23 protein-coding genes and 1 pseudogene are annotated in these 25,961 nt (G+C 61.9%); 17 read left to right on the top strand and 7 right to left on the bottom strand.

Going from position 1 to position 25,961, the window contains the following annotated elements:
• Positions 1-24: 24 nt before the first annotated feature.
• Positions 25-720, bottom strand: a complete 696-nt coding sequence (locus tag ACWKV4_RS01000; RefSeq protein ID WP_483830266.1) for an SIMPL domain-containing protein — start codon at positions 718-720, stop codon at positions 25-27.
• A gap of 153 nt (positions 721-873) precedes the next feature.
• On the opposite strand from ACWKV4_RS01000, the pseudogene ACWKV4_RS00995 reads away from it, so the two are divergent.
• A pseudogene (locus tag ACWKV4_RS00995) lies at positions 874-1,638 on the top strand (ActS/PrrB/RegB family redox-sensitive histidine kinase); the annotation flags it as partial.
• Here the strand turns inward: ACWKV4_RS00995 and ACWKV4_RS00990 are convergent.
• Complete coding sequence (locus ACWKV4_RS00990; RefSeq protein ID WP_483830564.1) at positions 1,606-1,824, bottom strand: hypothetical protein; 219 nt, start codon at positions 1,822-1,824, stop codon at positions 1,606-1,608. The pseudogene ACWKV4_RS00995 and the gene ACWKV4_RS00990 sit on opposite strands and share 33 nt — an antisense overlap.
• On the opposite strand from ACWKV4_RS00990, the gene ACWKV4_RS00985 reads away from it, so the two are divergent.
• From ACWKV4_RS00985 to ACWKV4_RS00960, 6 genes are all read left to right on the top strand, one after another.
• Positions 1,741-2,136, top strand: a complete 396-nt coding sequence (locus ACWKV4_RS00985) for an ATP-binding protein (RefSeq protein WP_483830563.1) — start codon at positions 1,741-1,743, stop codon at positions 2,134-2,136. The two genes, ACWKV4_RS00990 and ACWKV4_RS00985, sit on opposite strands and share 84 nt — an antisense overlap.
• Entirely contained in the window at positions 2,129-2,692 is a 564-nt protein-coding gene (locus ACWKV4_RS00980) for a response regulator transcription factor (RefSeq protein ID WP_483830265.1), read from the top strand. The genes ACWKV4_RS00985 and ACWKV4_RS00980 overlap by 8 nt, the downstream gene beginning before the upstream one ends.
• 91 nt (positions 2,693-2,783) lie before the next feature.
• A complete protein-coding gene (locus ACWKV4_RS00975) occupies positions 2,784-4,523 on the top strand; it encodes an ABC transporter ATP-binding protein/permease (protein ID WP_483830264.1) in 1,740 nt (579 codons plus the stop codon).
• A 63-nt stretch (positions 4,524-4,586) separates the two neighbouring features.
• Positions 4,587-5,336 carry a FadR/GntR family transcriptional regulator gene (locus ACWKV4_RS00970; protein WP_483830263.1) on the top strand — a complete coding sequence of 250 codons (750 nt, stop codon included), beginning with the start codon at positions 4,587-4,589 and terminating at the stop codon, positions 5,334-5,336.
• A gap of 260 nt (positions 5,337-5,596) precedes the next feature.
• Positions 5,597-6,508 (top strand): 5-dehydro-4-deoxyglucarate dehydratase, encoded by a 912-nt coding sequence (kdgD, locus tag ACWKV4_RS00965; RefSeq protein WP_483830262.1) that lies wholly within the window; start codon positions 5,597-5,599, stop codon positions 6,506-6,508.
• Positions 6,509-6,606: 98 nt separating this feature from the next.
• Positions 6,607-7,548, top strand: coding sequence for an AEC family transporter (locus ACWKV4_RS00960; protein WP_483830261.1), 942 nt, complete (start codon positions 6,607-6,609; stop codon positions 7,546-7,548).
• On the opposite strand, the gene ACWKV4_RS00955 is transcribed toward ACWKV4_RS00960, so the two are convergent.
• The 4 genes from ACWKV4_RS00955 to gatC form a co-directional block, all read right to left on the bottom strand.
• Positions 7,545-8,588: a calcium/sodium antiporter gene (locus ACWKV4_RS00955; protein ID WP_483830562.1), complete on the bottom strand. Its 1,044-nt coding sequence runs from the start codon at positions 8,586-8,588 to the stop codon at positions 7,545-7,547. The genes ACWKV4_RS00960 and ACWKV4_RS00955 overlap by 4 nt on opposite strands.
• Before the next feature lie 120 nt (positions 8,589-8,708).
• Positions 8,709-10,154, bottom strand: coding sequence for an Asp-tRNA(Asn)/Glu-tRNA(Gln) amidotransferase subunit GatB (gene gatB / locus ACWKV4_RS00950; RefSeq protein WP_483830260.1), 1,446 nt, complete (start codon positions 10,152-10,154; stop codon positions 8,709-8,711).
• 13 nt (positions 10,155-10,167) lie between these two features.
• Positions 10,168-11,619 (bottom strand): Asp-tRNA(Asn)/Glu-tRNA(Gln) amidotransferase subunit GatA, encoded by a 1,452-nt coding sequence (gene gatA / locus ACWKV4_RS00945; RefSeq protein WP_483830259.1) that lies wholly within the window; start codon positions 11,617-11,619, stop codon positions 10,168-10,170.
• Between the two features lie 16 nt (positions 11,620-11,635).
• Entirely contained in the window at positions 11,636-11,923 is a 288-nt protein-coding gene (gene gatC / locus ACWKV4_RS00940; protein WP_483830258.1) for an Asp-tRNA(Asn)/Glu-tRNA(Gln) amidotransferase subunit GatC, read from the bottom strand.
• 203 nt (positions 11,924-12,126) lie between these two features.
• Here gatC and mreB point away from each other — a divergent pair, with 203 nt between their 5' ends.
• The 7 genes from mreB (at position 12,127) to tldD (ending at position 22,580) form a co-directional block, all read left to right on the top strand.
• Positions 12,127-13,164, top strand: a complete 1,038-nt coding sequence (gene mreB / locus ACWKV4_RS00935) for a rod shape-determining protein MreB (RefSeq protein WP_168083969.1) — start codon at positions 12,127-12,129, stop codon at positions 13,162-13,164.
• 171 nt (positions 13,165-13,335) lie between these two features.
• The gene (gene mreC / locus ACWKV4_RS00930) at positions 13,336-14,418 is read left to right on the top strand and encodes a rod shape-determining protein MreC (RefSeq protein WP_483830257.1); all 1,083 of its coding nucleotides are present in this window, start codon (positions 13,336-13,338) and stop codon (positions 14,416-14,418) included.
• A complete protein-coding gene (mreD, locus tag ACWKV4_RS00925; protein ID WP_483830256.1) occupies positions 14,418-14,906 on the top strand; it encodes a rod shape-determining protein MreD in 489 nt (162 codons plus the stop codon). Before mreC ends, mreD begins: the two co-directional genes overlap by 1 nt.
• 33 nt (positions 14,907-14,939) lie before the next feature.
• Positions 14,940-15,530: a Maf family protein gene (locus ACWKV4_RS00920; protein WP_483830255.1), complete on the top strand. Its 591-nt coding sequence runs from the start codon at positions 14,940-14,942 to the stop codon at positions 15,528-15,530.
• Between the two features lie 70 nt (positions 15,531-15,600).
• Positions 15,601-17,058, top strand: coding sequence for a ribonuclease G (gene rng / locus ACWKV4_RS00915; RefSeq protein WP_483830254.1), 1,458 nt, complete (start codon positions 15,601-15,603; stop codon positions 17,056-17,058).
• Positions 17,059-17,089: 31 nt separating this feature from the next.
• Entirely contained in the window at positions 17,090-20,935 is a 3,846-nt protein-coding gene (locus ACWKV4_RS00910) for a YhdP family protein (RefSeq protein WP_483830253.1), read from the top strand.
• Positions 20,936-21,137: 202 nt separating this feature from the next.
• A complete protein-coding gene (gene tldD, locus ACWKV4_RS00905; protein WP_483830252.1) occupies positions 21,138-22,580 on the top strand; it encodes a metalloprotease TldD in 1,443 nt (480 codons plus the stop codon).
• Between the two features lie 21 nt (positions 22,581-22,601).
• Here the strand turns inward: tldD and yjgA are convergent, their stop codons facing one another.
• Positions 22,602-23,123 (bottom strand): ribosome biogenesis factor YjgA, encoded by a 522-nt coding sequence (gene yjgA / locus ACWKV4_RS00900; RefSeq protein WP_483830251.1) that lies wholly within the window; start codon positions 23,121-23,123, stop codon positions 22,602-22,604.
• A gap of 110 nt (positions 23,124-23,233) precedes the next feature.
• On the opposite strand from yjgA, the gene pmbA reads away from it, so the two are divergent.
• From pmbA to ACWKV4_RS00885, 3 genes are all read left to right on the top strand, one after another.
• Positions 23,234-24,580, top strand: coding sequence for a metalloprotease PmbA (pmbA, locus tag ACWKV4_RS00895; protein WP_483830250.1), 1,347 nt, complete (start codon positions 23,234-23,236; stop codon positions 24,578-24,580).
• A 121-nt stretch (positions 24,581-24,701) separates the two neighbouring features.
• Positions 24,702-25,145, top strand: coding sequence for a DUF2753 family protein (locus ACWKV4_RS00890; RefSeq protein WP_483830249.1), 444 nt, complete (start codon positions 24,702-24,704; stop codon positions 25,143-25,145).
• Between the two features lies 1 nt (position 25,146).
• Positions 25,147-25,764, top strand: coding sequence for a superoxide dismutase (locus ACWKV4_RS00885; protein WP_483830248.1), 618 nt, complete (start codon positions 25,147-25,149; stop codon positions 25,762-25,764).
• The last annotated feature ends 197 nt before the right edge of the window (positions 25,765-25,961 follow it).

Below are 25,961 nucleotides of genomic sequence, written 5' to 3'. Positions count from 1 at the left end.
CTACAGGGTAATTGTGTAGATCCTCTACATCTGCAATTCGATGGTGCCGTCGGCGCTGACGGTGACTTCCGTAGTGCCCGCTTCTACATCCGGGGCTATTGCTTCGGCCCTGGCGGCCTTGAGCATGGGCATACGCAGGTAAGGCTGGGGCACACCGCTGCTATTGATGGTCAGGTTGACCACCTTGTAGGTCTGGTTACCCATGGCTTGGGCGGCGATGTGGGCGCGGGCCTTGAACGCCTCGATAGCATCCTTGATCAGCGCGTCTTCGTTTTGTTGTCGAGTAGCAGTGGCAATGCTGAAATCCATGCCACCGAGCTTGAGGCTTTGTTGCAGTTGGCCGGTGAGGCTGGCCAGGGCAGCAAAGTCCTGGCTTTCCAGGCGCAGCTCGCCACGCTCGCGCCAGGCTGTGATGTTCTGGCCCTTGTCGTCGTAGACCGGGTTGCTGTTCCGGCTGCCTTGGCGCACCGTTACGCCCTTGGCCTGACGGGCCTTGCCCAAGGCTTCATTGAGGCTTTTGGTTACGGTTTCGGCCAGGCGAGCTGGGTCGGTGTCCTGGGCTTCGCTATACAGCGTTACGCTCATCAGGTCGCGCGCCACTTCGCGGCTGGCTTCGGCATGCAGGGTGATCTGGTTGTAACGCGGCTCGTCGGCCAGGGCAGGTAGCGCGGCGGTGGCCAGGCAGGCGGCGAGGGCCGATGCAGCTAGTTTGTAAGGCATGGGGGCTTCCTTGAGTAACATTCAAAACCTGGGACTTTGCCACCCTGTGGGCGGTTCCTAAAGCTATGGCGCTTTGATGTAGCGCTGCCAAGCATAGGGGTTAGGCCGTTATACTCCCGTGGCCCATTTCAGTGCACCCTTACGGGAGAGAAGATGCTCGCCGCCGCGCCGCCACTATCGGCCACCCGCCAAAACCTCTGGCACCTCACAGGGGTGCGTATCCTGGTGCTGGCAGCCCAGGCAGGCTCCGTGGGCTTTGCTTACCTTACTCACCTGCTGCCCCTCCCCTGGTGGCAGCTGAGCATTACCTTGTGTTGCTCGGCCGTGCTCTGCGCCCTGACCGCGCTACGCTTGCACACCAGCCTGCCGGTGACCGAGCAGGAAAACGCCGTACAACTGGCCTGCGATTTATTGATCCACAGTGCGTTGCTGTATTACTCCGGCGGTAGTACCAACCCCTTCGTGTCTTATTACCTGGTGCCGTTGACCATCGCCGCGGTCACACTGCCTTGGGTGTATTCCCTGATTCTGTCGGGTTTGGCCCTGGCCAGTTATACCTTGCTGCTGGTGCAGTTCTATCCGCTGGAAACCGGCGTGGTGGCTCGGGAAAACCTGCAAATCTACGGTATGTGGCTAAGCTTTGCCCTGGCCGCCGCGGTGATCACCTTCTTCGCCGCGCGCATGGCCGAAGAATTGCGCCGCCAGCACGAATGGCGTGCCCAGCGCCGGGAGGAAGGCCTGCGAGATCAGCAACTGCTGGCCGTTGCCACCCAGGCCGCCGGTGCTGCCCATGAATTGGGCACGCCCCTGGCCACTATGAGCGTGCTACTCAAAGAGATGCGCCAGGACCATGCCGACCCTGCGCTACAGGACGACCTTCAGGTGCTACAAGACCAGGTCCAGCTGTGCAAACAAACCCTTCAGCAACTGGTACGGGCAGCCGAGGCGAACCGGCGCCAGGATGTCAGCGAGCAGGAGGTTACCGCCTGGCTGGGCGAAGCCTTGGACCGTTGGCACCTGATGCGGCCAGAAGCAAGCTATAAGCTGCATCGCCTGGCCCAGAGCGTTGCGCCAAAACTGTCGCCGCCAGCCGACCTCACGCAGGCGTTGCTGAACCTGCTCAACAATGCCGCCGACGCCTGCCCGGATAACCTCGAAGTGCGCCTGGACTGGGACGATGAAAACATCTTCATCAGTATTCGCGACCATGGGCCGGGTGTACCCCTGGCCATTGCCGAGCAAATCGGTAAACCTTTCTTCACCACCAAGGGCAAGGGCTTCGGCCTTGGCCTGTTTTTGAGCAAAGCCAGCGTGACGCGCGCCGGCGGCTCGGTAAAACTCTATAGTCACGAGGATGGGGGCACGCTCACCGAGCTTCGCCTGCCCCGTAACGCCTCAGGAGAACCACATGACTGACGAAACCCAGGCGCCAGACGGCGAAGAACTGCCCCATTTGCTGCTGGTGGACGACGACGCAACCTTTACCCGGGTGATGGCGCGGGCCATGGGCCGCCGGGGCTTTCGCGTAAGTACCGCGGGCTCCGCCGAGAATGGCCTGGAACTGGCCCAACACGACCTTCCCGATTACGCGGTGCTGGATCTGAAAATGGAAGGCGACTCCGGTTTGGTGTTGCTGCCCAAGCTGTTGGAACTGGACCCGGAAATGCGGGTGGTGATCCTCACGGGCTATTCGAGCATTGCCACCGCGGTGGAAGCGATCAAGCGCGGCGCCTGCAACTACCTGTGCAAGCCCGCCGACGCCGATGACGTACTGGCGGCCTTGCTCTCCGAGCACGCAGACTTGGATACCCTGGTGCCGGATAACCCTATGTCGGTTGACCGCTTGCAGTGGGAGCATATCCAGCGGGTATTGGCCGAGCACGAAGGCAATATCTCCGCCACGGCCCGTGCCCTGGGCATGCATCGGCGTACCTTGCAGCGCAAGTTGCAGAAGCGGCCGGTGCGGCGCTAAGCGTCGTTCGTGATACGCCGATATTTTCGTTCCCTGCCCGCCACCGGCCCCGTTGTCGGCCAGGTGGGCGTCTGGATGCTTTGAGCAAACTATGAATGATAACGCTGAATACTCCGCGGTGAACGATGCCGTACGCGGGCAGTTCTTGCGCCGCGTGTGGGAAATGACCACGCCGTACTGGCGTAGCGAGGAGAAGGGCAAGGCCTGGTTGCTCCTTCTAGCCGTGATTGGACTTTCTCTCTTCAGTGTGGGGATCTCTGTGATCCTCAACAAATGGAACCGTGACTTCTATAACTCGCTGCAGGATAAAAACCTCGAAGCCTTCACTCACCTGATTCTGTATTTCTGCCCTATTGCGGTGATTGCCATCCTGAGCGCCGTCTACCGTCTTTATCTGACACAGATGCTAACTATTCAATGGCGGCGTTGGCTTACTGAGCAGCACCTAAGCCGCTGGCTGGGTAGCAAAAACTACTATCACCTTGAAGCTGGCGCCTATACGGACAACCCTGACCAGCGCATCAGCGAAGACATCAACAGCTTTACCAGCACTACCTTGAGCCTCGGCATGGGGTTGCTGCGTACAGTGGTCAGCCTCGTGTCCTTTTCCATCATCCTCTGGGGGGTTTCTGGAAGTATCGAGGTGTTCGGAGTGACTATCCCAGGCTACATGTTCTGGGTTGCGCTCTTGTACGCCGTAATAGGCAGTTGGCTTACCCACTTGATCGGGCGCCGCTTGATCCCGTTGAATAACCGCCAGCAGCGCTATGAGGCGGACATGCGCTTCTCTATGATCAGGGTGCGTGAAAACGCCGAGAGCATCGCGTTGTATAACGGCGAAACAAATGAGCGCTCGCGTCTGGGCGACCGCCTGGGTCGTGTAGTTAGTAACTTCTGGTCGCTCATGCAAGTGCAGAAACGTCTTACCTTTTTCACCAACGGCTACGCGCAGATCGCGGTCATCTTCCCATTCGTAGTGGCAGCGCCTAGATACTTCTCTGGCAAGATCCAGCTCGGCGAGCTGATGCAGATCAACTCTGCCTTCGGCAACGTGCAAGAGAACCTCAGCTGGTTCATCGAAGCCTACGCCTCCCTGGCCGAATGGCGCGCCACCTGTGACCGTCTGCTCAGTTTCCGGCAGGCCATGGATGAAAACGAAGCCCGTGGGCAGCCCATTAATGTGCAGCCTCAGGGCCATAGCCTGAATGTAACCGGGCTTGAGTTGGGCCTGGCCGACGGCCGCGCACTGCTGTCGAAGGCCAGCCTGGAGGTAGCACCGGGTGAGCGGGTAATGCTTAGCGGGCGTTCGGGCAGCGGCAAAAGTACGCTGTTGCGCGCACTGGGCGGGTTGTGGCCACGGGGTGAAGGCAAGATTGACCTGCCCACCGAGCGCACGCTATTCCTTCCGCAAAAGCCCTACTTGCCTATCGGCAGCCTGAGGGAGGCGCTGAGCTATCCGCTGGCGGGGGATGCCTACGCCACCGAGGCCTATCAGCAGGCGCTAGAGCAGTGCCGCTTGGGCCACCTGGTGGGCCGGCTGGACGAAAGCAATCACTGGCAGCGCTTGCTCTCGCCGGGTGAGCAGCAGCGCTTGTCATTCGCCCGCGCCCTGCTGTACCGCCCACAGTGGCTGTTCCTCGACGAGGCCACCTCAGCCATGGACGAAGAGGACGAAGCCGCGCTGTACGACGGCCTGATCAAGCAGTTGCCTGGCTTGAGCATTCTCAGCGTGGGCCATCGTAGTAGCCTGCGGCGTTTCCACCCTCGTCAGGTACGTATTGAAGGCGGCCAACTGCGCGCCGAGCAGGTGAATACATCGGGCGCGGTCTGAGGTGATGGCGCACAGCGCTTTTGCGCTATGATGGGCCGTGATCAATCCGAGACCGCGTTACCTATGGACAATCAGAGCGTCGCGCTACGCGCCCGCAAGAAACCCCGCAGCCTCGCTCAGGAATTGGTAGCAATACTGAGCGAGCGCATTCGTAACGGTGACCTCAAGCGTGGTGACAAGCTGCCCACTGAATCGGCCATCATGGAAGAGCAGGGCGTTAGCCGCACCGTGGTGCGCGAGGCGATCTCTCGGTTACAAGCCGCCGGCCAGGTGGAAACCCGCCACGGCATTGGCACCTTCGTGCTGGATACGCCAAGCCCCAGCGGTTTTCGCATCGACCCGGCCACCATCGTTACCCTGCGTGACGTGCTGGCCGTGTTGGAGTTGCGTATCAGCCTGGAGGTTGAATCCGCGGGCCTTGCCGCTCATCGCCGCTCGGATGAGCAACTGCTGGCCATGCGCGCGGCCCTGGATGCGCTGAACGAAAGCGCCGCCCATGCCACGGACGCGGTGGCCTCGGACTTCCAGTTTCACCTGAGCATTGCCCTGGCTACAGGCAACCGCTATTTCACCGATATCATGACTCACCTGGGCACCAGCATCATCCCCCGCACGCGTTTGAATTCAGCGCGGTTGGCCCATGACGATCAGCAGCATTATATGACCCGCCTAAGCCGCGAACACGAAGAGATCTTCGACGCCATCGCCCGCCAAGACGCCGACGCCGCTCGCGCGGCCATGCGCCTGCACCTTACCAACAGCCGCGAGCGCCTGCGCCAGGCCCACGAAGAAGCCGCCGCCAACCCGGCTTAAGGTAGCCCGGCGCGGCCCTTTCTGTAGCAGCTAGCGAATTGGCGGCTGCGGTCTTCACCTCCGTCTTGCCACCGTGTTGAACCGGTCGCAGGCCAAGGCCTGCTGCTACGGGCATTACTTTCCTCCGGTAGCAGCCTGGCTTGCTAGCGATCAGCCATGCCACGCATCGCGCTTGTATCTCCCTCAATGTAGTTGTACGATGACTTACAACACTGGCACTTGCCGGTTTTCGTTCTCAGCGCACCAGGGTGTTCACAACAATGACTCCACAAGAACTTAAGTCCATCCTTTCCGCCGGCCTGCTGTCTTTCCCGGTGACCGACTTCGACGCCAAGGGCGACTTCAATCGCGCCGGTTATATCAAGCGCCTGGAATGGCTCGCCCCCTATGGCGCCAGCGCGCTCTTCGCTGCCGGCGGCACCGGTGAGTTCTTCTCCCTGGCCGCTAGCGAATACTCAGAAGTCATCAAAACAGCAGTGGATACCTGTGCCACCAGCGTCCCAATTCTCGCGGGCGTAGGCGGCTCCACCCGCCAGGCTATCGAATATGCGCAAGAAGCCGAGCGCCTGGGCGCCAAAGGCCTGCTGTTGCTGCCGCACTACCTGACCGAGGCCTCTCAGGACGGCGTGGCCCTTCACGTGGAAGCGGTGTGCAAGGCTGTAAACATTGGCGTGATCGTTTACAACCGTAACGTCTGCCGCCTCAATGCCGTGCAGTTGGAGCAGTTGGCCGAGCGTTGCCCTAACCTGATCGGTTACAAGGATGGCCTGGGCGACATCGAACTGATGGTGAGCATTCGCCGTCGCTTGGGCGACCGCTTCAGCTATCTGGGTGGCCTGCCCACCGCCGAGGTGTACGCGGCGGCCTACAAGGCCCTGGGTGTGCCGGTCTATTCGTCGGCAGTATTCAACTTTGTGCCGAAGTTGGCCATGGACTTCTACCACGCTATCGCTGCCGACGACCACGTTGCCGTGGGCAAGATGATTGATGACTTCTTCCTGCCTTACCTGGACATCCGTAATCGCAAGGCCGGTTACGCCGTGAGTATCGTCAAGGCGGGCGCCAAGATCGCCGGCTACGATGCAGGCCCGGTCCGCACCCCGCTGACCGACCTCACCCGCGAAGAGTACGAAATGCTCGCCGCCCTGATGGACAAGCTTGGCCCGCAGTAACGCCTAGATTGAGCATTCAAGCGCGCCTTCGGGCGCGCTTTTTCGTTAGGCTGACTTATCATGCAAAGACCGATAACGGATAACGGACCGTCGCGCCCATGTTAGGGACTTTCCTGGAAACGCTGAACATCACCGCACCGGTGTTCGCGATGCTGTTCATGGGCCTGTTGCTCAAGCGGGTACGCTGGATCGACGACGGTTTTATCAAGGTGGCGTCGGAGTTGGTGTTCAACGTTACCATGCCCTGCCTGCTGTTTTTAGGGATCATCCACGCCAACCTCAACGAGGCCCTGCAACTGGGGGTGATGCTGTACTTCGGCGTGGCGACGGTGGTGAGCTTTGGTTTGATCTGGCAGTGGGCGCGCTGGCATTGCCCGGAGGCGGACCGGGGCGTCTACGTGCAGGGGTGCTTTCGCGGTAATAACGGCATTATTGGCTTAGCCCTTGCAGCCAGCATGTACGGGGATTACGGCATTGCCGTGGGGTCGATCCTGGCGGCGGTGATGATTGTGCTGTACAACAGTTTGTCGTCCGTGGTGCTGGCCTATTACAGCCCAACGATGAAATCGGACCCAGTCAGCCTGGCCTTGGGGGTATTGCGCAACCCGTTGATTCTTGGGGTGCTGGCGGCGGTGCCTTTTGTCATCTGGCAACTGCCCTTGCCGGGCTGGATTGACGCCTCTGCCCAGTACCTTGCCAACATGACGCTCCCCCTGGCGCTAATCTGCATTGGCGGCACGCTGTCGTTGTCGGCATTAAGGGCAGGTAGCCGCCTGGCCCTGAGCGCCAGCATGGTCAAGATGGTGGCCTTGCCCTTGGTCTCTACGCTAGGCGCGTGGCTATGCGGCTTTAGAGGGGCCGACTTAGGGATTCTTTTCTTGTATTTCGGGGCCCCTACGGCGTCGGTCAGCTATGTGATGGCCAGGGCCGCCAATGGTAATTACCGGCTGGCAGCGACCATCGTGGTGGTGACCACGCTCACAGCCATCGTTACCACTAACGTGGGTATCTTTCTATTGCATTGGGCCGGCTGGATCTAACGCCCAAGGGCGCTACGGTATTGGCGCCAGGCGGCGAGGCTCACCAGTACCGCCAACGTGGGCAGTACGTACTTTTCAAGCCAACGTTCCATGCGCACCGCCAACAGCATATCCGTACTGAAGGCGATCAGGTGCACGCCAAAGAGCGCATACAAGGCCAGCAGCAATAGCCCTTCCAGGCGGCTGAGGCGATAACCCAACCGGAACAGCACCCACGCCAGCACCGCTGCGCCTAGCAGCACGGGCAGTTCGAACACCAGGCTATTGGGGGATACCGATAGCCCGGCAGGGCTGGCTAATACCGTGATGGCCAGCACCACGGTAAGGTTGCACAGGCTGCTGCCGATCACGTTGCCCACCGCCAGCTCCCGCTCGCCGCGCCAGGTGGCCAACAGCGACAGCAATAACGCAGGCAAGGAGGCGCACACGGCCATTATCGTTAGCCCCATCACGCGCTCCGATAGCCCTAGCTCATTGGCGAAGACCACGGTGGCGCTGACCAGGCACTGCCCACCCAGAGCGAGCAGGGCTATACCCGCCACCACCCGCAGGGTGGCAGCCAGGGGCGAGCGCTGCCTACTGGGGCCAGAGGGCGCCGGGCGGCCTTTGCGGCGGAATTGCCAGGCCAGTATGCCCAGGTACAGCGCCCAGCTCGCCAGTAGCAAGGTTGCTTCCAGTGGGCTCAAGTGCTGGTCCAAGGTCAGCAGGTAGAGCAGGGCGGCTGCCCCTATCACCAGCGGAAGGTCCAGGCGCACTACCGGCAACGATACCCGTAAGGGCACGATCAGTGCGCATAACCCTAGAATGACCAACAGGTTGAACAGGCTGCCGCCGACCAGGCTTCCCACGGCTACATCCGGTGCCCCCGCGTTCACTGCCCCCAACCCGACCACCAGCTGTGGCGCGCTGCTGCCCAGGGCCATCAGTGATAAACCCGCCACCAATGGCCGCACCCTGGCGCGTTCGGCCAAGCGCAGCGCGTTACGCACCGTAAGTTCGGCGCCTAGCACCAGCAAAAGTAGGCCCAGTGCAAATTGCAGCAGGCTTAAGGGAGGTAATGAAGCAAGCTCGGCGATAGCGATACCCTTTCTGAATGCCGTTGAGCGTTGATTCGCCAGCTGTGCTGGCGCCTACGGGGGGAGCCAGCGGGTGAAGGTCGGTCAGCCTTCGAGCTTGCGCTTGAGTACTTCGTTCACCTGTTGCGGGTTGGCTTTGCCCTTGGAGGCTTTCATCGCCTGGCCCACGAAGAACCCGAACATCTTGCCGCGCTTGGCTTCGTCGGCGGCGCGGTATTGCTCCACCTGTTCGGCATTAGCCGCCAGCACGTCGTCGAGCACTTTTTCGATGGCGCCAGAGTCGGTGACCTGCTTCAGGCCGCGGGCTTCGATGATCTGGTCCGCGGTGCCTTCGCCATTGGCCATGGCTTCGAACACCACCTTTGCGATTTTCCCGGAAATGGTGTTATCGCGGATGCGCACCAGCATGCCGCCCAACTGCTCGGCGGTGACCGGGGCCTGGTCGATGTCTATGCCCAGCTTGTTGAGCAGGCTGCCCAATTCCACCATTACCCAGTTGGCCGCCAGTTTGGCGTCGCCGCCCAAGGCTGCGACCTGCTCGAAGTAATCGGCCTGTTCACGGCTGGACGCCAGCACCGTGGCGTCATAGGCAGAGAGCCCATACTGGCTCTGGAAACGCTCGCGCTTTTGCGGCGGCAACTCAGGCAAGGAAGCGCGCACCTGTTCAAGGAAGGCGCTTTCGATTACCACTGGCAGCAGGTCTGGGTCTGGGAAGTAACGGTAGTCGTTCGCCTCTTCCTTGCTGCGCATGGAGCGGGTTTCGTCTTTGTTGGGGTCGTACAGGCGGGTTTCCTGCACCACCTTGCCACCGTCTTCGATCAGCTCGATCTGGCGCTGGATCTCGGTATTGATGGCACGCTCGATAAAGCGGAACGAGTTGACGTTCTTGATCTCGCAGCGGGTGCCGAACTCAGCCTGGCCCTTGGGGCGAATGGACACGTTGCAATCGCAGCGCAACGAGCCTTCGGCCATGTTGCCATCGCAGATGCCCAGGTAGCGCACCAGGGCGTGAATGGCCTTGACGTAGGCTACCGCCTCCTTGGCACTGCGCATGTCCGGTTCCGAGACGATCTCCAGTAGCGGGGTACCCGCGCGGTTCAGGTCGATTCCCGAGGCGCCCTGGAAGTCTTCATGCAGGCTTTTGCCGGCGTCTTCCTCCAAGTGCGCGCGAGTCACGCCGATACGCTTGGTGGTGCCGTCTTCCAGGGTGATGTCCAGGTAGCCCTTGCCCACGATCGGGTGGTCCATCTGGCTGATCTGGTAGCCCTTGGGTAGATCGGGGTAGAAGTAGTTCTTGCGCGCGAACACGTTCTGCTGGCCGATTTCGGCGTCGATGGCCAGGCCGAACATCACTGCCATGCGTACCGCTTCCTCGTTGAGCACCGGCAGCACGCCAGGCATGCCCAGGTCGACGAGGCTGGCCTGGGTGTTGGGCTCGGAGCCGAATGTGGTGGCGCTGCCGGAGAAAATCTTCGATTGGGTGGCGAGCTGGGTATGAATCTCCAGCCCGATCACAACGTCCCATTGCATGCTGTATGTCTCCTCAGAACCCTTCCGGCGACTGGGTATGCCAATCGGTGACTTGCTGGTAGCGGTGCGCGATGTTCAGCAGCCGCCCTTCCTGGAAGTAGGGCGCGAGCAGTTGCGCGCCCACTGGCAGGCCGTCGGCAAAGCCTACCGGCATGGACAGCCCCGGCACACCGGCCAGGTTGGCGGTGATGGTGTACACGTCTTCCAGGTACGCGGCCACCGGGTCGTGGCCCTTGGCGCCAAGCTTCCAGGCCGGGTTAGGCGTGGTAGGGCCCAGAATCACGTCTACCTCCTGGAAAGCAGCCATGAAGTCGTTCTTGATCAGCCGGCGGATGCGCTGGGCCTTGAGGTAGTAGGCATCGTAGTAACCCGCTGACAAGGCATAGGCCCCGACCATGATGCGCCGTTGCACTTCGGGCCCGAAACCTTCGCCACGGGAGCGTTTGTACAGGTCGGTGAGGTCCACTGGGTTTTCGCAGCGGTAGCCGAAGCGCACGCCATCGAAGCGCGACAGGTTGGAGGAGGCCTCGGCTGGCGCGATCACGTAATACGCGGGGATCGCATGCTGCATGTTGGGCAGGCTGATGGGCTTGATTACCGCGCCGAGCTTTTCCAGTTCCCGCAGGCTGGCTTCCACTCGCTCGGCGATGCGTGGGTCCAGCCCCGCCCCGAAGTATTCCTTGGGTACGCCAATGCGCAGGCCTTCCAGGGAATCGTTCAGGGTGGCGCTGTAGTCAGGCACCGGCTCGTCGATGCTGGTGGAATCCTTCGGGTCGAAGCCGGCCATGCCTTGCAGCAGCAACGCGCAGTCTTCGGCGCTGCGGGCCATGGGGCCGGCTTGGTCGAGGCTGGAGGCGTAGGCGATCATGCCCCAGCGCGATACCCGGCCATAGGTAGGCTTGAGCCCGGTCAGATTGGTGAATGCAGCGGGCTGGCGAATGGAACCGCCGGTATCGGTGCCAGTGGTCACGGGCAACAGCCGCGCGGCCACGGCAGCGGCGGAACCGCCCGACGAGCCGCCAGGCACGTGTTCCAGCTGCCAGGGGTTTTTCACCGGCCCGTAGTAGCTGCTTTCGTTGGCCGAGCCCATGGCGAACTCGTCCATGTTGGTTTTGCCCAGTGTCACGGTCCCGGCGACGGCGAGCTTCTCTACCACGGTGGCATTGTAGGGGGCCTGGAAGTTATCCAGCATGCGCGAACCACAACTGGTGCGCACGCCTTGGGTGCAGAACAGGTCTTTATGGGCCAACGGGGCGCCAAGCAGTGGGTGGTTTTCACCCGCGGCACGACGGGCATCGGCGGCGCGCGCCTGCTCGAGGGCCAGGGTTTCGGTCACGGTGATGAAGGCATTGAGATGCGGATCGAGCGCCTGGATGCGGGCGAGCAGGGCGCGGGTAAGCTCTTCGCAAGAGAAGTGCTTGGCGGCGAGGGCGCGGGCGATCTCGGCCAGGGTCAAATGATGCATGGCAGGCTGTTTTCCCTTACTCGATGACTTTCGGTACCAGGTACAGGCCGCTCTCGACGGCCGGTGCGATGGCCTGGTAGGCGTCACGCTGGTTATGTTCGGTGACCTGATCGGGCCGCAAGCGTTGGTGGGCTTCCAGGGGGTGGGCCAGGGGCGAGACCGCTTGGGTGTCCACCGCCTGCATCTGGTCGGCCAGGCTCAAGATGCTATTGAGAGCCTCTAGGGTGTGGGGTAGATCGGCCTCGTTCAGCCCAAGGCGGGCCAAGTGGGCGATCTTTTCCACGTCGGAGCGTTCGAGCGCCATGGGGGATCTCCAGGAGAAAGCGGGCGGAAACGGTCCGCCCAGCGGGGCACTTGACCGCGAAAATACGACCACGACGCCGTGATCGTGTGGCGGTGTGCCCGGAAAAACAGCCAATTTAACATATTGGCGCCTTGCCCAAAATCCCTGCCGTTGTTAGAGTTTGCCGCACTTTTTTACCCACGCGTTGCCAGGGTCTCTTTTCCATGTTCAAGAAACTGCGTGGCATGTTTTCCAGCGATCTGTCCATCGACCTGGGAACAGCCAACACCCTTATTTACGTGCGTGAGCGCGGTATCGTCCTGAATGAGCCCTCTGTGGTTGCTATACGCACACACGGCAACCAGAAGAGCGTTGTGGCTGTCGGCACCGAGGCCAAACGCATGCTCGGCCGTACTCCGGGTAATATTGCAGCCATTCGTCCGATGAAAGACGGCGTGATCGCCGATTTCAGCGTGTGCGAAAAAATGCTCCAGTACTTCATCAACAAGGTCCACGAAAACAGCTTTCTGCAGCCCAGCCCTCGGGTGCTGATCTGCGTACCCTGCAAGTCCACCCAGGTAGAACGTCGCGCCATTCGTGAATCGGCCCTCGGTGCCGGTGCCCGCGAAGTATTCCTGATCGAGGAGCCCATGGCGGCCGCTATCGGCGCCGGCTTGCCGGTAGAGGAAGCACGCGGTTCGATGGTTGTGGATATCGGCGGTGGTACTACTGAAATCGCCCTGATTTCCCTCAACGGTGTGGTGTATGCCGAATCCGTTCGGGTCGGTGGCGATCGCTTCGATGAGGCCATCGTGACCTATGTGCGCCGCAACTACGGCAGCCTGATCGGTGAATCCACCGCCGAGCGCATCAAGCAAGAGATCGGTACCGCCTATCCAGGTGGTGAAGTGCGCGAAGTCGATGTGCGCGGCCGCAACCTGGCCGAGGGCGTACCTCGTGCCTTCACGCTTAATTCCAGCGAAGTGCTCGAAGCGCTACAGGAATCCTTGGCGACTATCGTGCAAGCGGTCAAGAGCGCGCTGGAGCAGTCCCCGCCAGAACTCGCTTCGGACATCGCCGAGCGCGGTCTGGTACTCACGGGCGGCGGCGCGCTGCTGCGTGACCTGGACAAACTTCTGGCTCAGGAAACCGGCTTGCCGGTGATCGTGGCCGAGGACCCGCTCACCTGTGTTGCCCGTGGCGGTGGCCGCGCGCTGGAAATGATGGACAAGCACACCATGGATTTGCTCTCCAGCGAATGATCCAGGGTGCCGCCCGGTCGGTTACAGTAGCGCCTCCCGGTGCTGATGTAGTGGCCGGGCGCTTGCGTTTTCCGTTATTGCCGCGGCGTCGATCCATGACTGACCTTCCGTTCCCCTTCCCAGGAGGAACAGCCCATTAAACCGCTGTTCGCCAAGGGCCCCTCACTGGGTGTGCACCTGTTGGTGTTGGCCGTGCTATCGGTCGCCCTGATGGTGGTCGACGCCCGTTTCACGTTGCTCAAGCCTGTGCGCAGCCAGATGTCGCTGGTACTGATGCAGTCTTACTGGATCACCGACCTGCCGCAACGTATGTGGCAGGGCGTAGCGAGCCAGTTTGGCAGCCGCACCGAGTTGATCGCCGAGAACGAAAAGCTCAAGACCGAGGCCCTGCTGCTGCAAGGCCGCCTGCAAAAACTGGCAGCCCTGACCGAGCAGAACGTGCGGCTGCGCGAGTTGCTCAACTCCTCCACCTTGGTGAACGAAAAGGTTGAGGTAGCCGAATTGATCGGCATGGACCCTAACCCCTTTACCCATCGCATCCTGATTAACAAGGGCGAGCGCGACGGGGTATTTTTGGGCCAGCCGGTGCTCGACGCGCGAGGTTTGATGGGCCAGGTGGTGGAGCTGATGCCCTATGCCGCCCGAGTGTTGCTGCTCACCGACAGCACCCATAGCATCCCGGTACAGGTAAACCGCAATGGCCTGCGCGCGATTGCCAGTGGCACTGGCAACCCCGAACGGCTCGAATTACGCCATGTGGCCGATACCGCTGACATCAAAGAAGGCGACCTGCTGGTCAGCTCCGGGCTGGGCCAACGGTTCCCGGCGGGTTACCCGGTAGCCACGGTCAAGGAGGTGATTCACGATTCCGGCCAGCCCTTCGCTATCGTAAGGGCGGTACCCACTGCGGCGCTTAACCGTAGCCGCTATGTTCTGTTGGTGTTCTCGGACAGCCGCACCCCTGAACAACGCACCTCCGATGCCCAGGCTGAAGAAGGCGCTACCCCGGCTACAACCCCTGGCGCCCCCGCGGGCAGTGCACCGGCCGCTACCTCCAGCCATGCGCCTGAAGCGGCGGCGGTACCGGGCGCGGCCTCCACGGCCCATCCCGCCACTCCGGCCACCGGGGCGCACTCCACCGCGCCTGCCAGTGCGCCGGCAGCTACCCCCGCGCCACAGGCCGCGCCCACTAAAACGCCAGCGGCCAGCCACCCGGCGCGTAGCGCACCGGCTAGCCCAGCAGGAGCGCATTGATGGTCAATACCCGGCGCAACCACGGCTGGATCATCTGGCTGACCTTCGCTATCGGCCTGCTACTGAGCGTATCGCCCCTACCGCAGTTCATGGAGGTGCTACGGCCTTTGTGGCTCGGCCTGCTGCTGGCGTTCTGGAGCCTGAACGTACCGAGCAAGGTAGGCATCACCACTGCGTGGGTGTTGGGGCTGGCCGAGGATGTACTCTATGGCACCTTGCTGGGCCAGAACGCGCTGATCCTCAGCCTGACCACCTTCCTGATTCTGTCCTTGCAGCAACGCATGCGGATGTTCCCCATGTGGCAGCAGAGCCTGGTGATCTTCGTGGTACTCGGGGTTACTCAGTTGGCGCAGCTGTGGCTCAGCGCGCTGACTGGTAACCGCCAGCCCACGTTGGCGCTGCTGCTGCCGGCCGTGGTCAGCGCGCTGCTATGGCCGTGGGTCAGCTACGGGCTGCGAGGCCTGCGCCGGCGTTTCAATATCAATTAGCGCGTTCTTGGCTGAGACAAAAGGAATTGCCCCATGAGGAGCCTCTACCTGGCTTCCGCTTCACCCCGGCGCCGTGAGCTGCTGACGCAGATTGGCATGGCCTTCACCCAAGTGGCCGCCAGCATCGACGAAACCCCACTGCCCGGGGAAGCGCCCGAAGCCTATGTACGGCGCCTGGCTGTGGGCAAAGCTGCCGCTGGGTTGCTAGCCAGCCCAGCTGGCGCAGTGGTGCTGGGTGCTGACACAGCCGTAATCCTGGATGAGCAGATCCTCGGCAAACCAACGGGCGCCAACGACGCCCGGCGCATGCTAACCGCCCTCGGCGGCCGCCAGCACCGCGTGCTCACCGCGGTGGCGGTATGCGCTACGGATGCGGTGGAGCAGTGTTGCGTCAGTAGCCAGGTACGCTTCAGGGCCATTTCTTCCGAGGAGATCGACGCCTACTGGGCCAGCGGCGAGCCTGCGGACAAAGCCGGGGCCTATGCCATTCAGGGCCTGGGCGCGGTGTTCGTGGAGGCCATCGAGGGCAGCTATTCTGCCGTGGTGGGCCTGCCCTTGTGCGAAACCGCCGCGTTGCTGGCCCGCTTCGGTATTGCCTGCTGGCAACCCGGCAATTGCTCATGAGGCTACGCTGGCGTCGCGCCGCGGCGCCAGTGCGGGCATCATGGGGCAACCATCCTGACGAGAGCCTGTCATGAGCGAAGAAATCCTCATCAACATCACGCCGATGGAATCCCGTGTAGCGGTGGTGGAAAACGGTGTATTGCAGGAAGTGCACGTGGAGCGCACTCAGCGCCGTGGCATCGTTGGGAATATCTACAAGGGCAAGGTGGTGCGGGTGTTGCCCGGCATGCAGGCCGCCTTTATCGACATCGGCCTGGAGCGCGCGGCCTTTATCCACGCCTCGGAGATCTCCCTGCGCGAAGGCTCGGCGGTGGAAACCATCAGCGCGCTGGTGCATGAAGGCCAGAGCCTGGTGGTGCAGGTGACCAAAGACCCTATTGGCTCCAAGGGCGCGCGGCTGACCACCCAGCTCTCGATCCCGTCCCGTTACCTGGTGTATATGCCCCGCACCAGCCATGTGGGCATTTCCTTGAAAATCGAGGAAGAGGCCGAGCGCGAACGCCTCAAACAGGTGGTGAGCGATTGTGTGGCCAAAGAGGCGATACAGGAGACTGGCGGGTTTATCTTGCGCACCGCCGCCGAGGGGGCCAGGGCCGAAGAAATCCTGATGGATATTCGCTACCTGCGAAGGCTTTGGGACCAGATTGCCGCGCAGATCAAAACCGTTGGCGCGCCCACGGTGATCTACGAAGACCTGGGCCTGGCCCTGCGCACCCTGCGCGACCTGGTGAACCCGAAAATCGAGAAAATCCGCATCGACTCCCGGGAAACCTTCCAGAAAACCACCCAGTTCGTGGGCGAGCTGATGCCGGAAATCGCCGACCGCCTGGAGCATTACCCTGGCGAGCGGCCCATCTTCGACCTGTACGCGGTGGAGGATGAAATCCAGCGGGCCCTGGAGCGCAAGGTGCCGCTTAAATCCGGCGGTTACCTGGTGGTGGACCTGGCCGAGGCCATGACCACCATCGACGTGAATACCGGCGCCTTCGTGGGCCATCGCAACCTTGAGGAAACCATCTTCAAGACTAACCTGGAAGCAGCCACCGCCATCGCTCGCCAGCTGCGGCTGCGCAATATCGGCGGCATCATCATTATCGACTTCATCGACATGGAAGACGAAGAGCACCAGCGCCAGGTATTACGTACCCTGGAAAAACAGCTGGAGCGAGATCACGCCAAGACCAACATCATCGGCATTACCGAGCTGGGGCTGGTGCAGATGACCCGCAAGCGTACCCGGGAAAGCCTGGAGCAGGTGCTGTGCGAGCCCTGCGCCTGCTGCCAGGGCCGAGGCAAGCTGAAAACCCCGGAAACCGTGTGCTATGAGATTTTCCGGGAAATCCTTCGCGAGGCGCGTGCTTACCAGGCAGAAGGGTATCGGGTGCTGGCTAACCAAAAAGTGGTCGACCGGCTGCTGGACGAAGAGTCAGGCAACGTAGCCGAGCTGGAAACCTTCATTGGCCGCACCATTCGCTTCCAGGTAGAGAGCATGTACTCCCAGGAACAATACGACGTGGTGCTGCTCTGAGTCAGTTGCGTAACGGTACAAGGGCCTGGGCATGGCGCGTTTGACACAGGTTGTAGGCGCGCTCGTTCGCTGGGGCCTTGGCGCCTGCGCGCTGTGCCTGGTTTTGCTCGCACTGTATGTCAGCCTGGGCCGGCAGCTGTTGCCCATGGTTAGCGAATACCGCCTGGCCCTGGCTACCAAGGCCAGCGAGGCGCTGGGCCTGCCGGTGGAAGTCGGCCGGCTCGAAGGGGCCTGGGCTGGGCTGGCGCCAGTATTGACCGTACGCGACGTTACCCTGGGAAGCGGGCAGGGCGCGGTTCACCTGGATCAAGTGCGGGTGGTGCCTGGCCTGTGGCGCAGCCTGGTCACCCTTACACCGCATATCGCCACCTTGCAGGTCGAAGGCTTGCAGCTGACCCTGGAACAAGCCAGCGACGGCCAATGGGCCTTGCAGGGCCTACCTCGGCATGAAGACAACAGCCCTCCAGACCCCGCCCAGGCGCTGCAGCGCCTGCGTCAGTTGGGTGAGCTGACCTTGCTGGACAGCCAGCTCACCCTCAAGCCCTGGCAGCAAGACCCTCTCGCCTTTACCTATTTGGGGCTGAGCCTACGGTCAGTGCTGGGTGAGGAACGCCTGGACCTGCGCCTGCATTTGCCCGACGGCAAGCCAGTAGCCGCGCAACTGCGCGCGCGTATCCCAGGCACGGACTGGCAGGCCGCCTCCGTACAGGGCTACCTGAGCGTGCCGCAAAGTGACTGGGCCAAGTGGTTACCCCCAAAGTTGACCGGCCAATGGCGCTTCGAAGCCCTGCAGGCCGGTGGCGAGTTGTGGGTGGACTGGAACGCCTGGCAGCTGAGCAGTGCTACCTTGCGGCTAAATGCGCCGCAGGTGCGTGGCAGTGTGACAGGCCGCCCAACCGCCAGCCTCGACGACCTGGCCTTAAGCGCCTGGGTACGCCGCGAAGGCGAGGGCTATACCCTCATGGCCCAGCCCTTGGCCATGACCCTTGGCAAACAGCGCTGGGCAAGTCGGCTCAACGCCACACAAACCGGGGATGACTGGCAGGTGCAGGCCGACCGTGTGGAGCTGGCGCCGCTCTTGCCGCTGCTCGACGCGTTTGCCCCCTGGCCGGACAAAGCCGCGCTGGCCGTGGACAGCCTCAAGCCTAGCGGCTCGCTGCGCAACCTGCAGCTCACACTTCGCCCCAAGGCCCAAGGCGACAGCCGCCTGGCCTTTGCCGCCAATCTGGATAATGTCGCCTTCCAGCCTTACCACAATGCCCCAGGCGCGGCCAACGTCAGTGGCAGCATCAGTGGCGACCTGGGCCAGGGTGAGCTGCTACTGGCCAGCGAACGATTCATGCTCCATCTATGGCCTATTTTCAAGCAGCCCTGGCATTACCAGGACGCCCACGCTCGCGTGGGCTGGCGGCTGAACAGCGACGGCTTCAGCCTGGTGGCGCCGGTGATCCAAGTGCGCGGCGAGGAAGGGCAGATAGCGGCGGACTTTATGATCCGCCTGCCCTTCGGCGAGGGGTTGGAGCCCTATATGGACCTGCGCGTGGGGCTGCATGATGGCGATGGCCGCTTTACCCCCAAATACCTGCCCGAGGTACTAAGCCCGCAAGTGGCAGACTGGCTGCGCACCGCCGTACAGCAGGGTAAGGTCAACGAAGGGTATTTCCAGTACCAAGGTAGCCTGGCCCATGGCGCGCCCGATCACGCGCGCAGTATTTCGCTGTACTTCGACGTGAGCGACGCCACCCTTGCATTCCAGCCGGGCTGGCCACTGCTGACCGGAGTAGAAGGCAAGGTGGCGATGCAGGATGGTGACGTGCGCATCGATGCCAACCGGGGCCGTTTGTTGGAAACCGCCCTGAGCGAGGTGCAGGTTCGCGTTCCGCCTGCGTCTGAGGGGCAGGCGGCTCACCTGAGCGTTCAAGGCGCCTTCGATGGCCCATTGGGTGATGGCATTAAACTGCTGCAAACGGCGCCTATCGGCACTGGTGAGATGTTCGCCGGCTGGCAAGGGGAAGGTCCGTTAAAAGGGCGGGTAGACCTGGACATCCCCTTGGCCCATGGTCAACTTCCCAAGGTAGGGGTGGACTTCAACACCAGCGGCGCGCGTTTGAAAATCGCCGAGCCTGCCTTGGAGCTGAGCCAACTCAAGGGTGCGTTCCGCTTCGATCTGGATAAAGGCTTGGCTGGCCAGGGCGTGAGCGGGCAAGCCCTGGGCAAGGCATTTACCGCCACCTTGGAAGCCAAAGGTAACGCCGACGCGCCGTTGACCGAAATCAATGTCAACAGCCGGGTCGAGGTAGCCACCTTGAGTGACTGGCTGGGTTACAAGCAGCCGGTGCCTGCCAGTGGCGAGTTCCCCTACCAACTCAAATTGAGTCTGGGGCAACACAGCCAGCTGAACATCGATTCAAACCTCAATGGCGTAACGGTGGACCTGCCGGCGCCTTATGGCAAAGCCCCGTCGGACGCGCGCCCCACCCACGTAACCCTGGACTTGCAAGGGCAGGCTCGGCAGTTGAAAGTGGATTACGCAAAGCTTGCCAGCTTCCTCTATCAACCCGCCAATGGCCAATTTTCCAGCCCTTTGGCAGCCGGTCGTGGTGAAGTGCTGTTAGGCGATAGCGCCGCGCAGTTGCCAGAGCGCACCGGCCTGCGCTTGCGTGGGACCCTGGACACCCTGGACTTCAAAGCCTGGCAAGGCGTGCGCGAGCGTTACTTGCCCAGCGCGCCCTTGGCAGCCACGGGCCCCTCGACGCCTGTAACGGGGGCGGCCAACCCAATGAACGCCGTGGACCTGACCATTGCCAACCTCAATGCCTTTGGCCAGTTGCTCACGCAAACTCGTCTACGCCTGGATCGTGCCGCCGCGGCCTGGCTGGTGCGGGTGGAGAGCGCGCAGCTTACCGGCCAAGCCACGCTCCCGGACAACCCCGCGCAGATCCTGAACATCGACCTTCAGGACGTGCGCCTGCCCGCGCCGGTCGAGAGCGTGCTCAGCGGCGAAGAGCCGCCCGAGGCGCCAGACCCCTTGGCCGATGTGGACCCTCGCGGCTTACCCGCGGTGAATGTGAAGGTCGCGCGCCTATGGCAAGGCAATGACTTGGTTGGCGCCTGGTCCCTGAAACTACGGCCCAACGCCCGTGGTTTGGCCCTCAACGACCTTGATTTGGGCCTCAAGGGCATGCAACTACAGGGCAATGGCAGTTGGGAAGGGGCGCCGGGCAGCACCAGCAGTTGGTTCAAAGGCAGCGTGAAGGGCGGCAACCTGGCCGATGTGCTTAAGGCCTGGCGTTTCGCGCCATCCGTGACCAGCAAGGATTTCGCCCTGGAGGTAGACGGGCGCTGGCCAGGTTCGCCGGCCTGGGCATCGCCCAAGCGCTATTCCGGTAGCCTGGAAGCAACCCTCAATCGCGGGCAGTTTGTGGAGGTAGAAGGCGGTGCACAGGCCTTGCGCGTGTTTGGACTACTGAACTTCAATGCGATTGGCCGTCGCTTGCGCCTGGACTTCTCCGACTTGCTGGGTCGTGGCCTGAGCTACGACAAGGTAACTGGCAAGTTGGCCGCCAGTGAGGGCGTGTATGTGACCCGCACCCCTATTACCATGACCGGCCCCTCCAGTAACCTTGAGCTGGACGGTACCCTGGACATGGCCGCCGACCGCGTTGACGCCCGCTTACGAGTCACGCTGCCGGTCAGTACCAACCTGCCCATGGCCGCGCTGATCGTGGGTGCGCCTGCCGTGGGTGGCGCGCTGTTCTTGGTCGACAAACTGCTAGGGGATCGCGTCTCCCGGTTGATCAGCGTGAAATACCGCGTGGAAGGGCCGCTCAAGGAGCCTAAACTGACCTTTGATCGGCCTTTCGATAAGGCCCATTGATCGGAGCGATAGGTGGCTCCATTACAGGGAGGTGGAGTAGGTTAGCGGTAAGCCGCGCCGCGCCTCTTAGCAGCACATCAATTGAGTCAAGCCCATGAAGCGCCGCCAACCGAGTGGCACTGCGTGGGCCTAGGCCGATGCAGACGCATCGGCGGTTTTCCTTGCAGGGCGCCACGCGGCCTGCCTCTTTCGCGGAGTGAACATGAGCGAGATGTTATCGACGGTCAGCGCACAGCTGTTGACCCCCGGCGAGTTGACCCTCGACAGCCTCAGCGGCGTGCTGGGTGAACTGGCAGGCCCAGGTATCGATGCGGCGGATTTGTATTTCCAGGCGCAGATTTCTGAGTCCTGGGCGCTGGAAGACGGGATCGTCAAAGAAGGCAGTTTCAACTTCGACCAAGGCGTGGGCGTACGGGCTCAGGCCGGCGAGAAAACCGGTTTCGCCTACAGCAATACCATTACTCGTGAAGCCTTGACCCTCGCCGCGCAGGCTGCCCGCTCCATCTCTCGCGCCGGCCAGCAAGGGCAGGTGCAGGCCTTCAAGGCGCCTGCGCTGGAGCCCCTTTATGCTGCGGACAATCCCCTGGACGTCATGTCCCGGGCGGAGAAAGTCGAACTGCTCAAGCGCATCGACGCCTATACCCGCACCCTGGACCCGCGAATTCAGCAGGTCACCGTAAGCATGGCGGGGGTATGGGAGCGCGTATTGGTCGCCGCGCTCGACGGTAGCCTGGCGGCGGACATTCGCCCGCTGGTGCGTTTCAACGTTAGCGTGATCGTAGAGCAGAACGGCCGTCGCGAGCGTGGTGGGCATGGCGGTGGGGCACGTACCGACTACCGTTATTTCGTCGATGAAGAGCGCGCCATGGGCTATGCCCGTGAAGCCCTGCGCCAGGCGCTGGTCAACCTGGAAGCCAAGCCGGCGCCCGCGGGTACCCTGCCGGTGGTATTAGGCTCGGGCTGGTCGGGCGTGTTGCTGCACGAAGCCGTGGGCCACGGCCTGGAAGGAGACTTCAACCGCAAGGGCAGTTCGGCTTATAGCGGCCGGATGGGCGAGCAGGTGGCCTCCACGTTATGCACTATCGTCGATGACGGTACCCTACAAGGCCGCAGGGGCTCGCTGAGCGTGGATGACGAAGGCACTCGCACCCAATGCACCACGTTGATCGAGAACGGCATCCTCACCGGCTATATGCAAGATAAGCTCAATGCTCGCCTGATGGGCGCTGCCGCCACCGGCAATGGCCGGCGTGAATCCTACGCGCACCTGCCGATGCCGCGCATGACCAACACGTACATGCTCGCCGGCGAACAACACCCTGAAGAGATCATCGCGTCGGTGAAAAAGGGCTTGTACTGCGCCAACCTTGGTGGCGGCCAGGTAGACATCACCAGCGGCAAGTTCGTGTTCTCCACCAGCGAGGCGTATTTGATCGAAGACGGCAAGATCACCACCCCGGTCAAAGGCGCTACCTTGATTGGTAACGGCCCTGAATGCATGGGCCGAGTGAGCATGGTCGGGAATGACCTGTCGCTGGACAGCGGCGTGGGCACTTGCGGCAAGGATGGTCAATCGGTACCGGTAGGCGTGGGTCAGCCCACGCTGAAGATCGACGCCATCACCGTGGGCGGCACAGGCGCGTGAGCCGGCCGCGCCACGAGTGGGCTATTTCAGGCCACGTTGAAGCTCGTCCAGCTCGCGTATGTATTTAAAAATCTTGCGGCTGGCGGTCGGTGGGCGGTTATGCGTGGCTTCATGCTGCGCATGGCGAACCAGCGAGCGTAATTGCTGGCGATCGGTGTCCGGGTACTGGGTGACGAAGCTGTCCAGCACGCTGTCGTCCCCTGCGATCAACCGGTCGCGCCAGCGCTCCAGGTTATGGAAGCGCTCGTTGTACTGGCGCGTGGAGGCATCCACTTGATCCAGCAGTTGCAAGATCGCATCGGTGTCTTGGTCACGCATCAGCTTGCCGATGAACTGCCGGTGCCGCTTGAGGGCGGCGTTGGCCGTGTGCTTGGGTGCTTCTTCCAAGGCGCGCCGCAATGGCTCCGTGAGGGGCAGCTTGGCGAGCAGGTCGGGCTTGAGCGTGGTAAGGCGCTCGCCGAGTTCGGTCAATGCGTGAAGCTCACGCTTGACCTGGGTCTTGCTTTTTCCCTCGCCGAGGGAATCGTCGTATGAATCAACCATGGGGGCCGTCCGCTTATAAACGCCGCCATGATAACCAGTCGGGGGCCGATTGTCCGGCCCGGCCAGCGCAGGCCCTTGCCGCGATCCATTTTTGAAGTGTGGAGAAACCCATGAAAGCAGTCGAAAGCGTTGGTCCAGAGGCTTTGCCGCTGCTTGAGCAGCAAGTTCGCGAGATCATTGCCGAAGCCAAGCGCCAGGGGGCCAGCGCCTGTGAAGTCGCGGTGTCCCTCGAGCAGGGGCTGTCCACGTCCATTCGCCAGCGCGAAGTTGAAACCGTTGAGTTCAACCGTGACCAAGGCTTTGGTATCACCCTTTACCTGGGCCAGCGCAAAGGCTCGGCCAGCACCTCGGCCAGTGGGCCTGAGGCTATTCGCGAAACCGTGGCAGCGGCGTTGGCCATTGCCAAGCATACCTCTGAAGACGAGGCCGCCGGGTTGGCGGACGCCGACCTGATGGCCCGTGAACTGCCCGCGCTGGACCTCTACCACCCTTGGGACATCAGCCCCGAGGCAAGCATCGAGCTAGCCCTGGCCTGCGAAGCCGCCGCCTTCGACGCCGACCCGCTGATCCGTAACGCCGATGGCAGCCAGGTGTCGACCCACCAAGGGTGCCGCGTGTACGGCAACAGCCATGGTTTCGTTGGCGGCTACGCCTCCACTCGGCATAGCCTGAGCTGTGTGATGATCGCCGAGAAAGACGGCCAGATGCAGCGCGACTACTGGTACGACGTGAACCGTGAAGGCCACCTGCTAGCCTCGCCCGAGTCCATAGGGCGTAAAGCCGCTGAACGGGCCGCCAGCCGCCTTGGCGCACGGCCGGTGCCTACCTGCGAGGTGCCGGTTCTGTTCGCGGCGGAACTGGCAGGTGGGCTGTTCGGTAGCTTCCTCTCGGCGGTATCCGGGGGCAACCTGTACCGCAAGTCATCCTTCCTCGAAGGGTCGATGGGGCAGCAGCTGTTCCCTGAGTGGCTTACCTTGGATGAACGCCCTCATTTGTCTCGAGCGCTGGGCAGCGCTGGTTTTGACAGCGATGGCCTGGCCACCCGGGCCAAGCCCTTCGTAGAGGGCGGGCGATTGGTGTCCTATGTGTTGAGCACTTATTCGGGCCGTAAGCTGGGCATGCCAAGCACCGCCAACGCCGGCGGGGTGCATAACCTGTTCGTGACCCATGGCAACGAGGACCAGGCAGCATTGATCCGCCGCATGGGGCGTGGCCTGCTGGTGACTGAACTCATGGGCAGCGGCTTGAACATGGTGACGGGGGATTATTCCCGTGGCGCGGCCGGGTATTGGGTGGAGAACGGCGAAATTCAGTTCCCGGTTCAGGAGGTGACCATTGCCGGGAACATGAAAGACATGTTCAAGCAGATCCTTGCAGTCGGTAACGATTTGGAACAGCGCAGCAACGTGCGTACCGGCTCGGTATTGATCGAGCGAATGACGGTCGCGGGTAGCTGACCGTCGGGCATGTTTCATTGATTTTTGCTCCGCTGCGTTTGCGTTGAGATTTATTATCAACTAATAGTCAATCTCATAAGCTGGGCGTTGCCGTCGCGCGCCCTTATATGCGGAGCGGGCCATGGACCATTGGAAACAAACCATTCAGCACGCCAATGCACTCTTTGCCCAAGGGCACTGGGTGGACGCACGGGAGTACTACCTCCAGGCATTGGCGTTGGCGCAAATCCTCTTCGAGCGTTGGGCCGACACTGACGAAGCAGTGTCAGCGTTGGTGGTCTCTCATCACAATCTGGCTGACCTTCACCTAAGGCTCCATCAGCCGGAGGAGAGCGCCGAGTACCTGTGCGCTGTTCACCAGTATTTGCTAACGGCCGCAGGCCGAACAAGCCTTCCTCAAGCCTTGCGTGACGCTGCGCTTCGTCACAGCAATCGCACCTATACGGAACTGCTGGGGTTCACTGCCGTCCATGGCCAATACCCCCGCGCTTCGAGCCTGCTCGCTGGCGCCATGGGCCTACAGTCGCGCCACACTGGCGCTCATCCGCGATACGGAGTCCACTGACATGCCCCATACCTTGCCTAGCCTGCCCTATGACTACAAAGCGCTCGAGCCTCATATCGACGCGCAAACCATGGAAATTCACCACACCAAGCACCACCAGACCTACATCAATAACCTCAACGCTGCCCTTGAAGGTACCGAGTACGCCGAGTGGCCCGTGGAAAAACTGATGGCGGCTTACAGCAGCCTTGACGATAAACTCAAAGGCCCAGTGGCTAACAATGGCGGCGGCCATGCCAACCACTCACTGTTTTGGACCGTAATGACCCCCCAGGGTGGTGGCATGCCTACGGGCACAGTACAGCAGGCAATCGAGAGCGATGTTGGCGGTTTCGAGGCCTTCAAGGACGCCTTCACCAAGGCTGCCGTCAGCCGCTTTGGCAGTGGCTGGGCTTGGCTCAGCGTGACCCCGGAGAAAAAACTGGTCGTTGAAAGCACGGCTAACCAGGACAGCCCCTTGATGAAAGGCAATACGCCTATTCTGGGCCTGGACGTGTGGGAACACGCTTATTACCTCAAGTACCAGAACCGCCGCCCTGAGTACATTGGCGCCTTCTTCAACGTAATCAATTGGGCGGAAGTCGAGAAACGCTACCAGGCGGCCTTGCAGGCAGCTTAAGCCGCAATCGGTGTAGGAGCGAGCAACGCTCGCGAACAGTCCGGCGCCCTACCTCAAGGCGTTTGAGGCCATTCGCCAGCCCTGCTGGCGCCTACACATGGCCTAGACCGACACACATCCTCGTAGGAGCGAGCAAGGCTCGCGAACGGCGTCCGAGGCCTTATCAAGGGTATGTGGGTGATGTTCGCCAGCTTGGC

Source organism: Pseudomonas artemisiae (genome assembly GCF_057128685.1).
This window is presented reverse-complemented; position numbering and strand designations above follow the sequence as displayed.

Coding starts and splice junctions, on each gene's coding strand:
- ACWKV4_RS00885 (WP_483830248.1), top strand. CDS start 25,147: ATGCCCCATACCTTGCCTAGCCTGCCCTATGACTACAAAGCGCTCGAG.
- ACWKV4_RS00975 (WP_483830264.1), top strand. CDS start 2,784: ATGAATGATAACGCTGAATACTCCGCGGTGAACGATGCCGTACGCGGG.
- mreD (WP_483830256.1), top strand. CDS start 14,418: ATGGTCAATACCCGGCGCAACCACGGCTGGATCATCTGGCTGACCTTC.
- ACWKV4_RS00910 (WP_483830253.1), top strand. CDS start 17,090: ATGGCGCGTTTGACACAGGTTGTAGGCGCGCTCGTTCGCTGGGGCCTT.
- ACWKV4_RS01000 (WP_483830266.1), bottom strand. CDS start 720: ATGCCTTACAAACTAGCTGCATCGGCCCTCGCCGCCTGCCTGGCCACC.
- tldD (WP_483830252.1), top strand. CDS start 21,138: ATGAGCGAGATGTTATCGACGGTCAGCGCACAGCTGTTGACCCCCGGC.
- mreB (WP_168083969.1), top strand. CDS start 12,127: ATGTTCAAGAAACTGCGTGGCATGTTTTCCAGCGATCTGTCCATCGAC.
- ACWKV4_RS00960 (WP_483830261.1), top strand. CDS start 6,607: ATGTTAGGGACTTTCCTGGAAACGCTGAACATCACCGCACCGGTGTTC.
- ACWKV4_RS00920 (WP_483830255.1), top strand. CDS start 14,940: ATGAGGAGCCTCTACCTGGCTTCCGCTTCACCCCGGCGCCGTGAGCTG.
- rng (WP_483830254.1), top strand. CDS start 15,601: ATGAGCGAAGAAATCCTCATCAACATCACGCCGATGGAATCCCGTGTA.
- kdgD (WP_483830262.1), top strand. CDS start 5,597: ATGACTCCACAAGAACTTAAGTCCATCCTTTCCGCCGGCCTGCTGTCT.
- ACWKV4_RS00970 (WP_483830263.1), top strand. CDS start 4,587: ATGGACAATCAGAGCGTCGCGCTACGCGCCCGCAAGAAACCCCGCAGC.
- ACWKV4_RS00980 (WP_483830265.1), top strand. CDS start 2,129: ATGACTGACGAAACCCAGGCGCCAGACGGCGAAGAACTGCCCCATTTG.
- ACWKV4_RS00985 (WP_483830563.1), top strand. CDS start 1,741: ATGCGGCCAGAAGCAAGCTATAAGCTGCATCGCCTGGCCCAGAGCGTT.
- gatC (WP_483830258.1), bottom strand. CDS start 11,923: ATGGCGCTCGAACGCTCCGACGTGGAAAAGATCGCCCACTTGGCCCGC.
- ACWKV4_RS00890 (WP_483830249.1), top strand. CDS start 24,702: ATGGACCATTGGAAACAAACCATTCAGCACGCCAATGCACTCTTTGCC.
- gatB (WP_483830260.1), bottom strand. CDS start 10,154: ATGCAATGGGACGTTGTGATCGGGCTGGAGATTCATACCCAGCTCGCC.
- gatA (WP_483830259.1), bottom strand. CDS start 11,619: ATGCATCATTTGACCCTGGCCGAGATCGCCCGCGCCCTCGCCGCCAAG.
- pmbA (WP_483830250.1), top strand. CDS start 23,234: ATGAAAGCAGTCGAAAGCGTTGGTCCAGAGGCTTTGCCGCTGCTTGAG.
- yjgA (WP_483830251.1), bottom strand. CDS start 23,123: ATGGTTGATTCATACGACGATTCCCTCGGCGAGGGAAAAAGCAAGACC.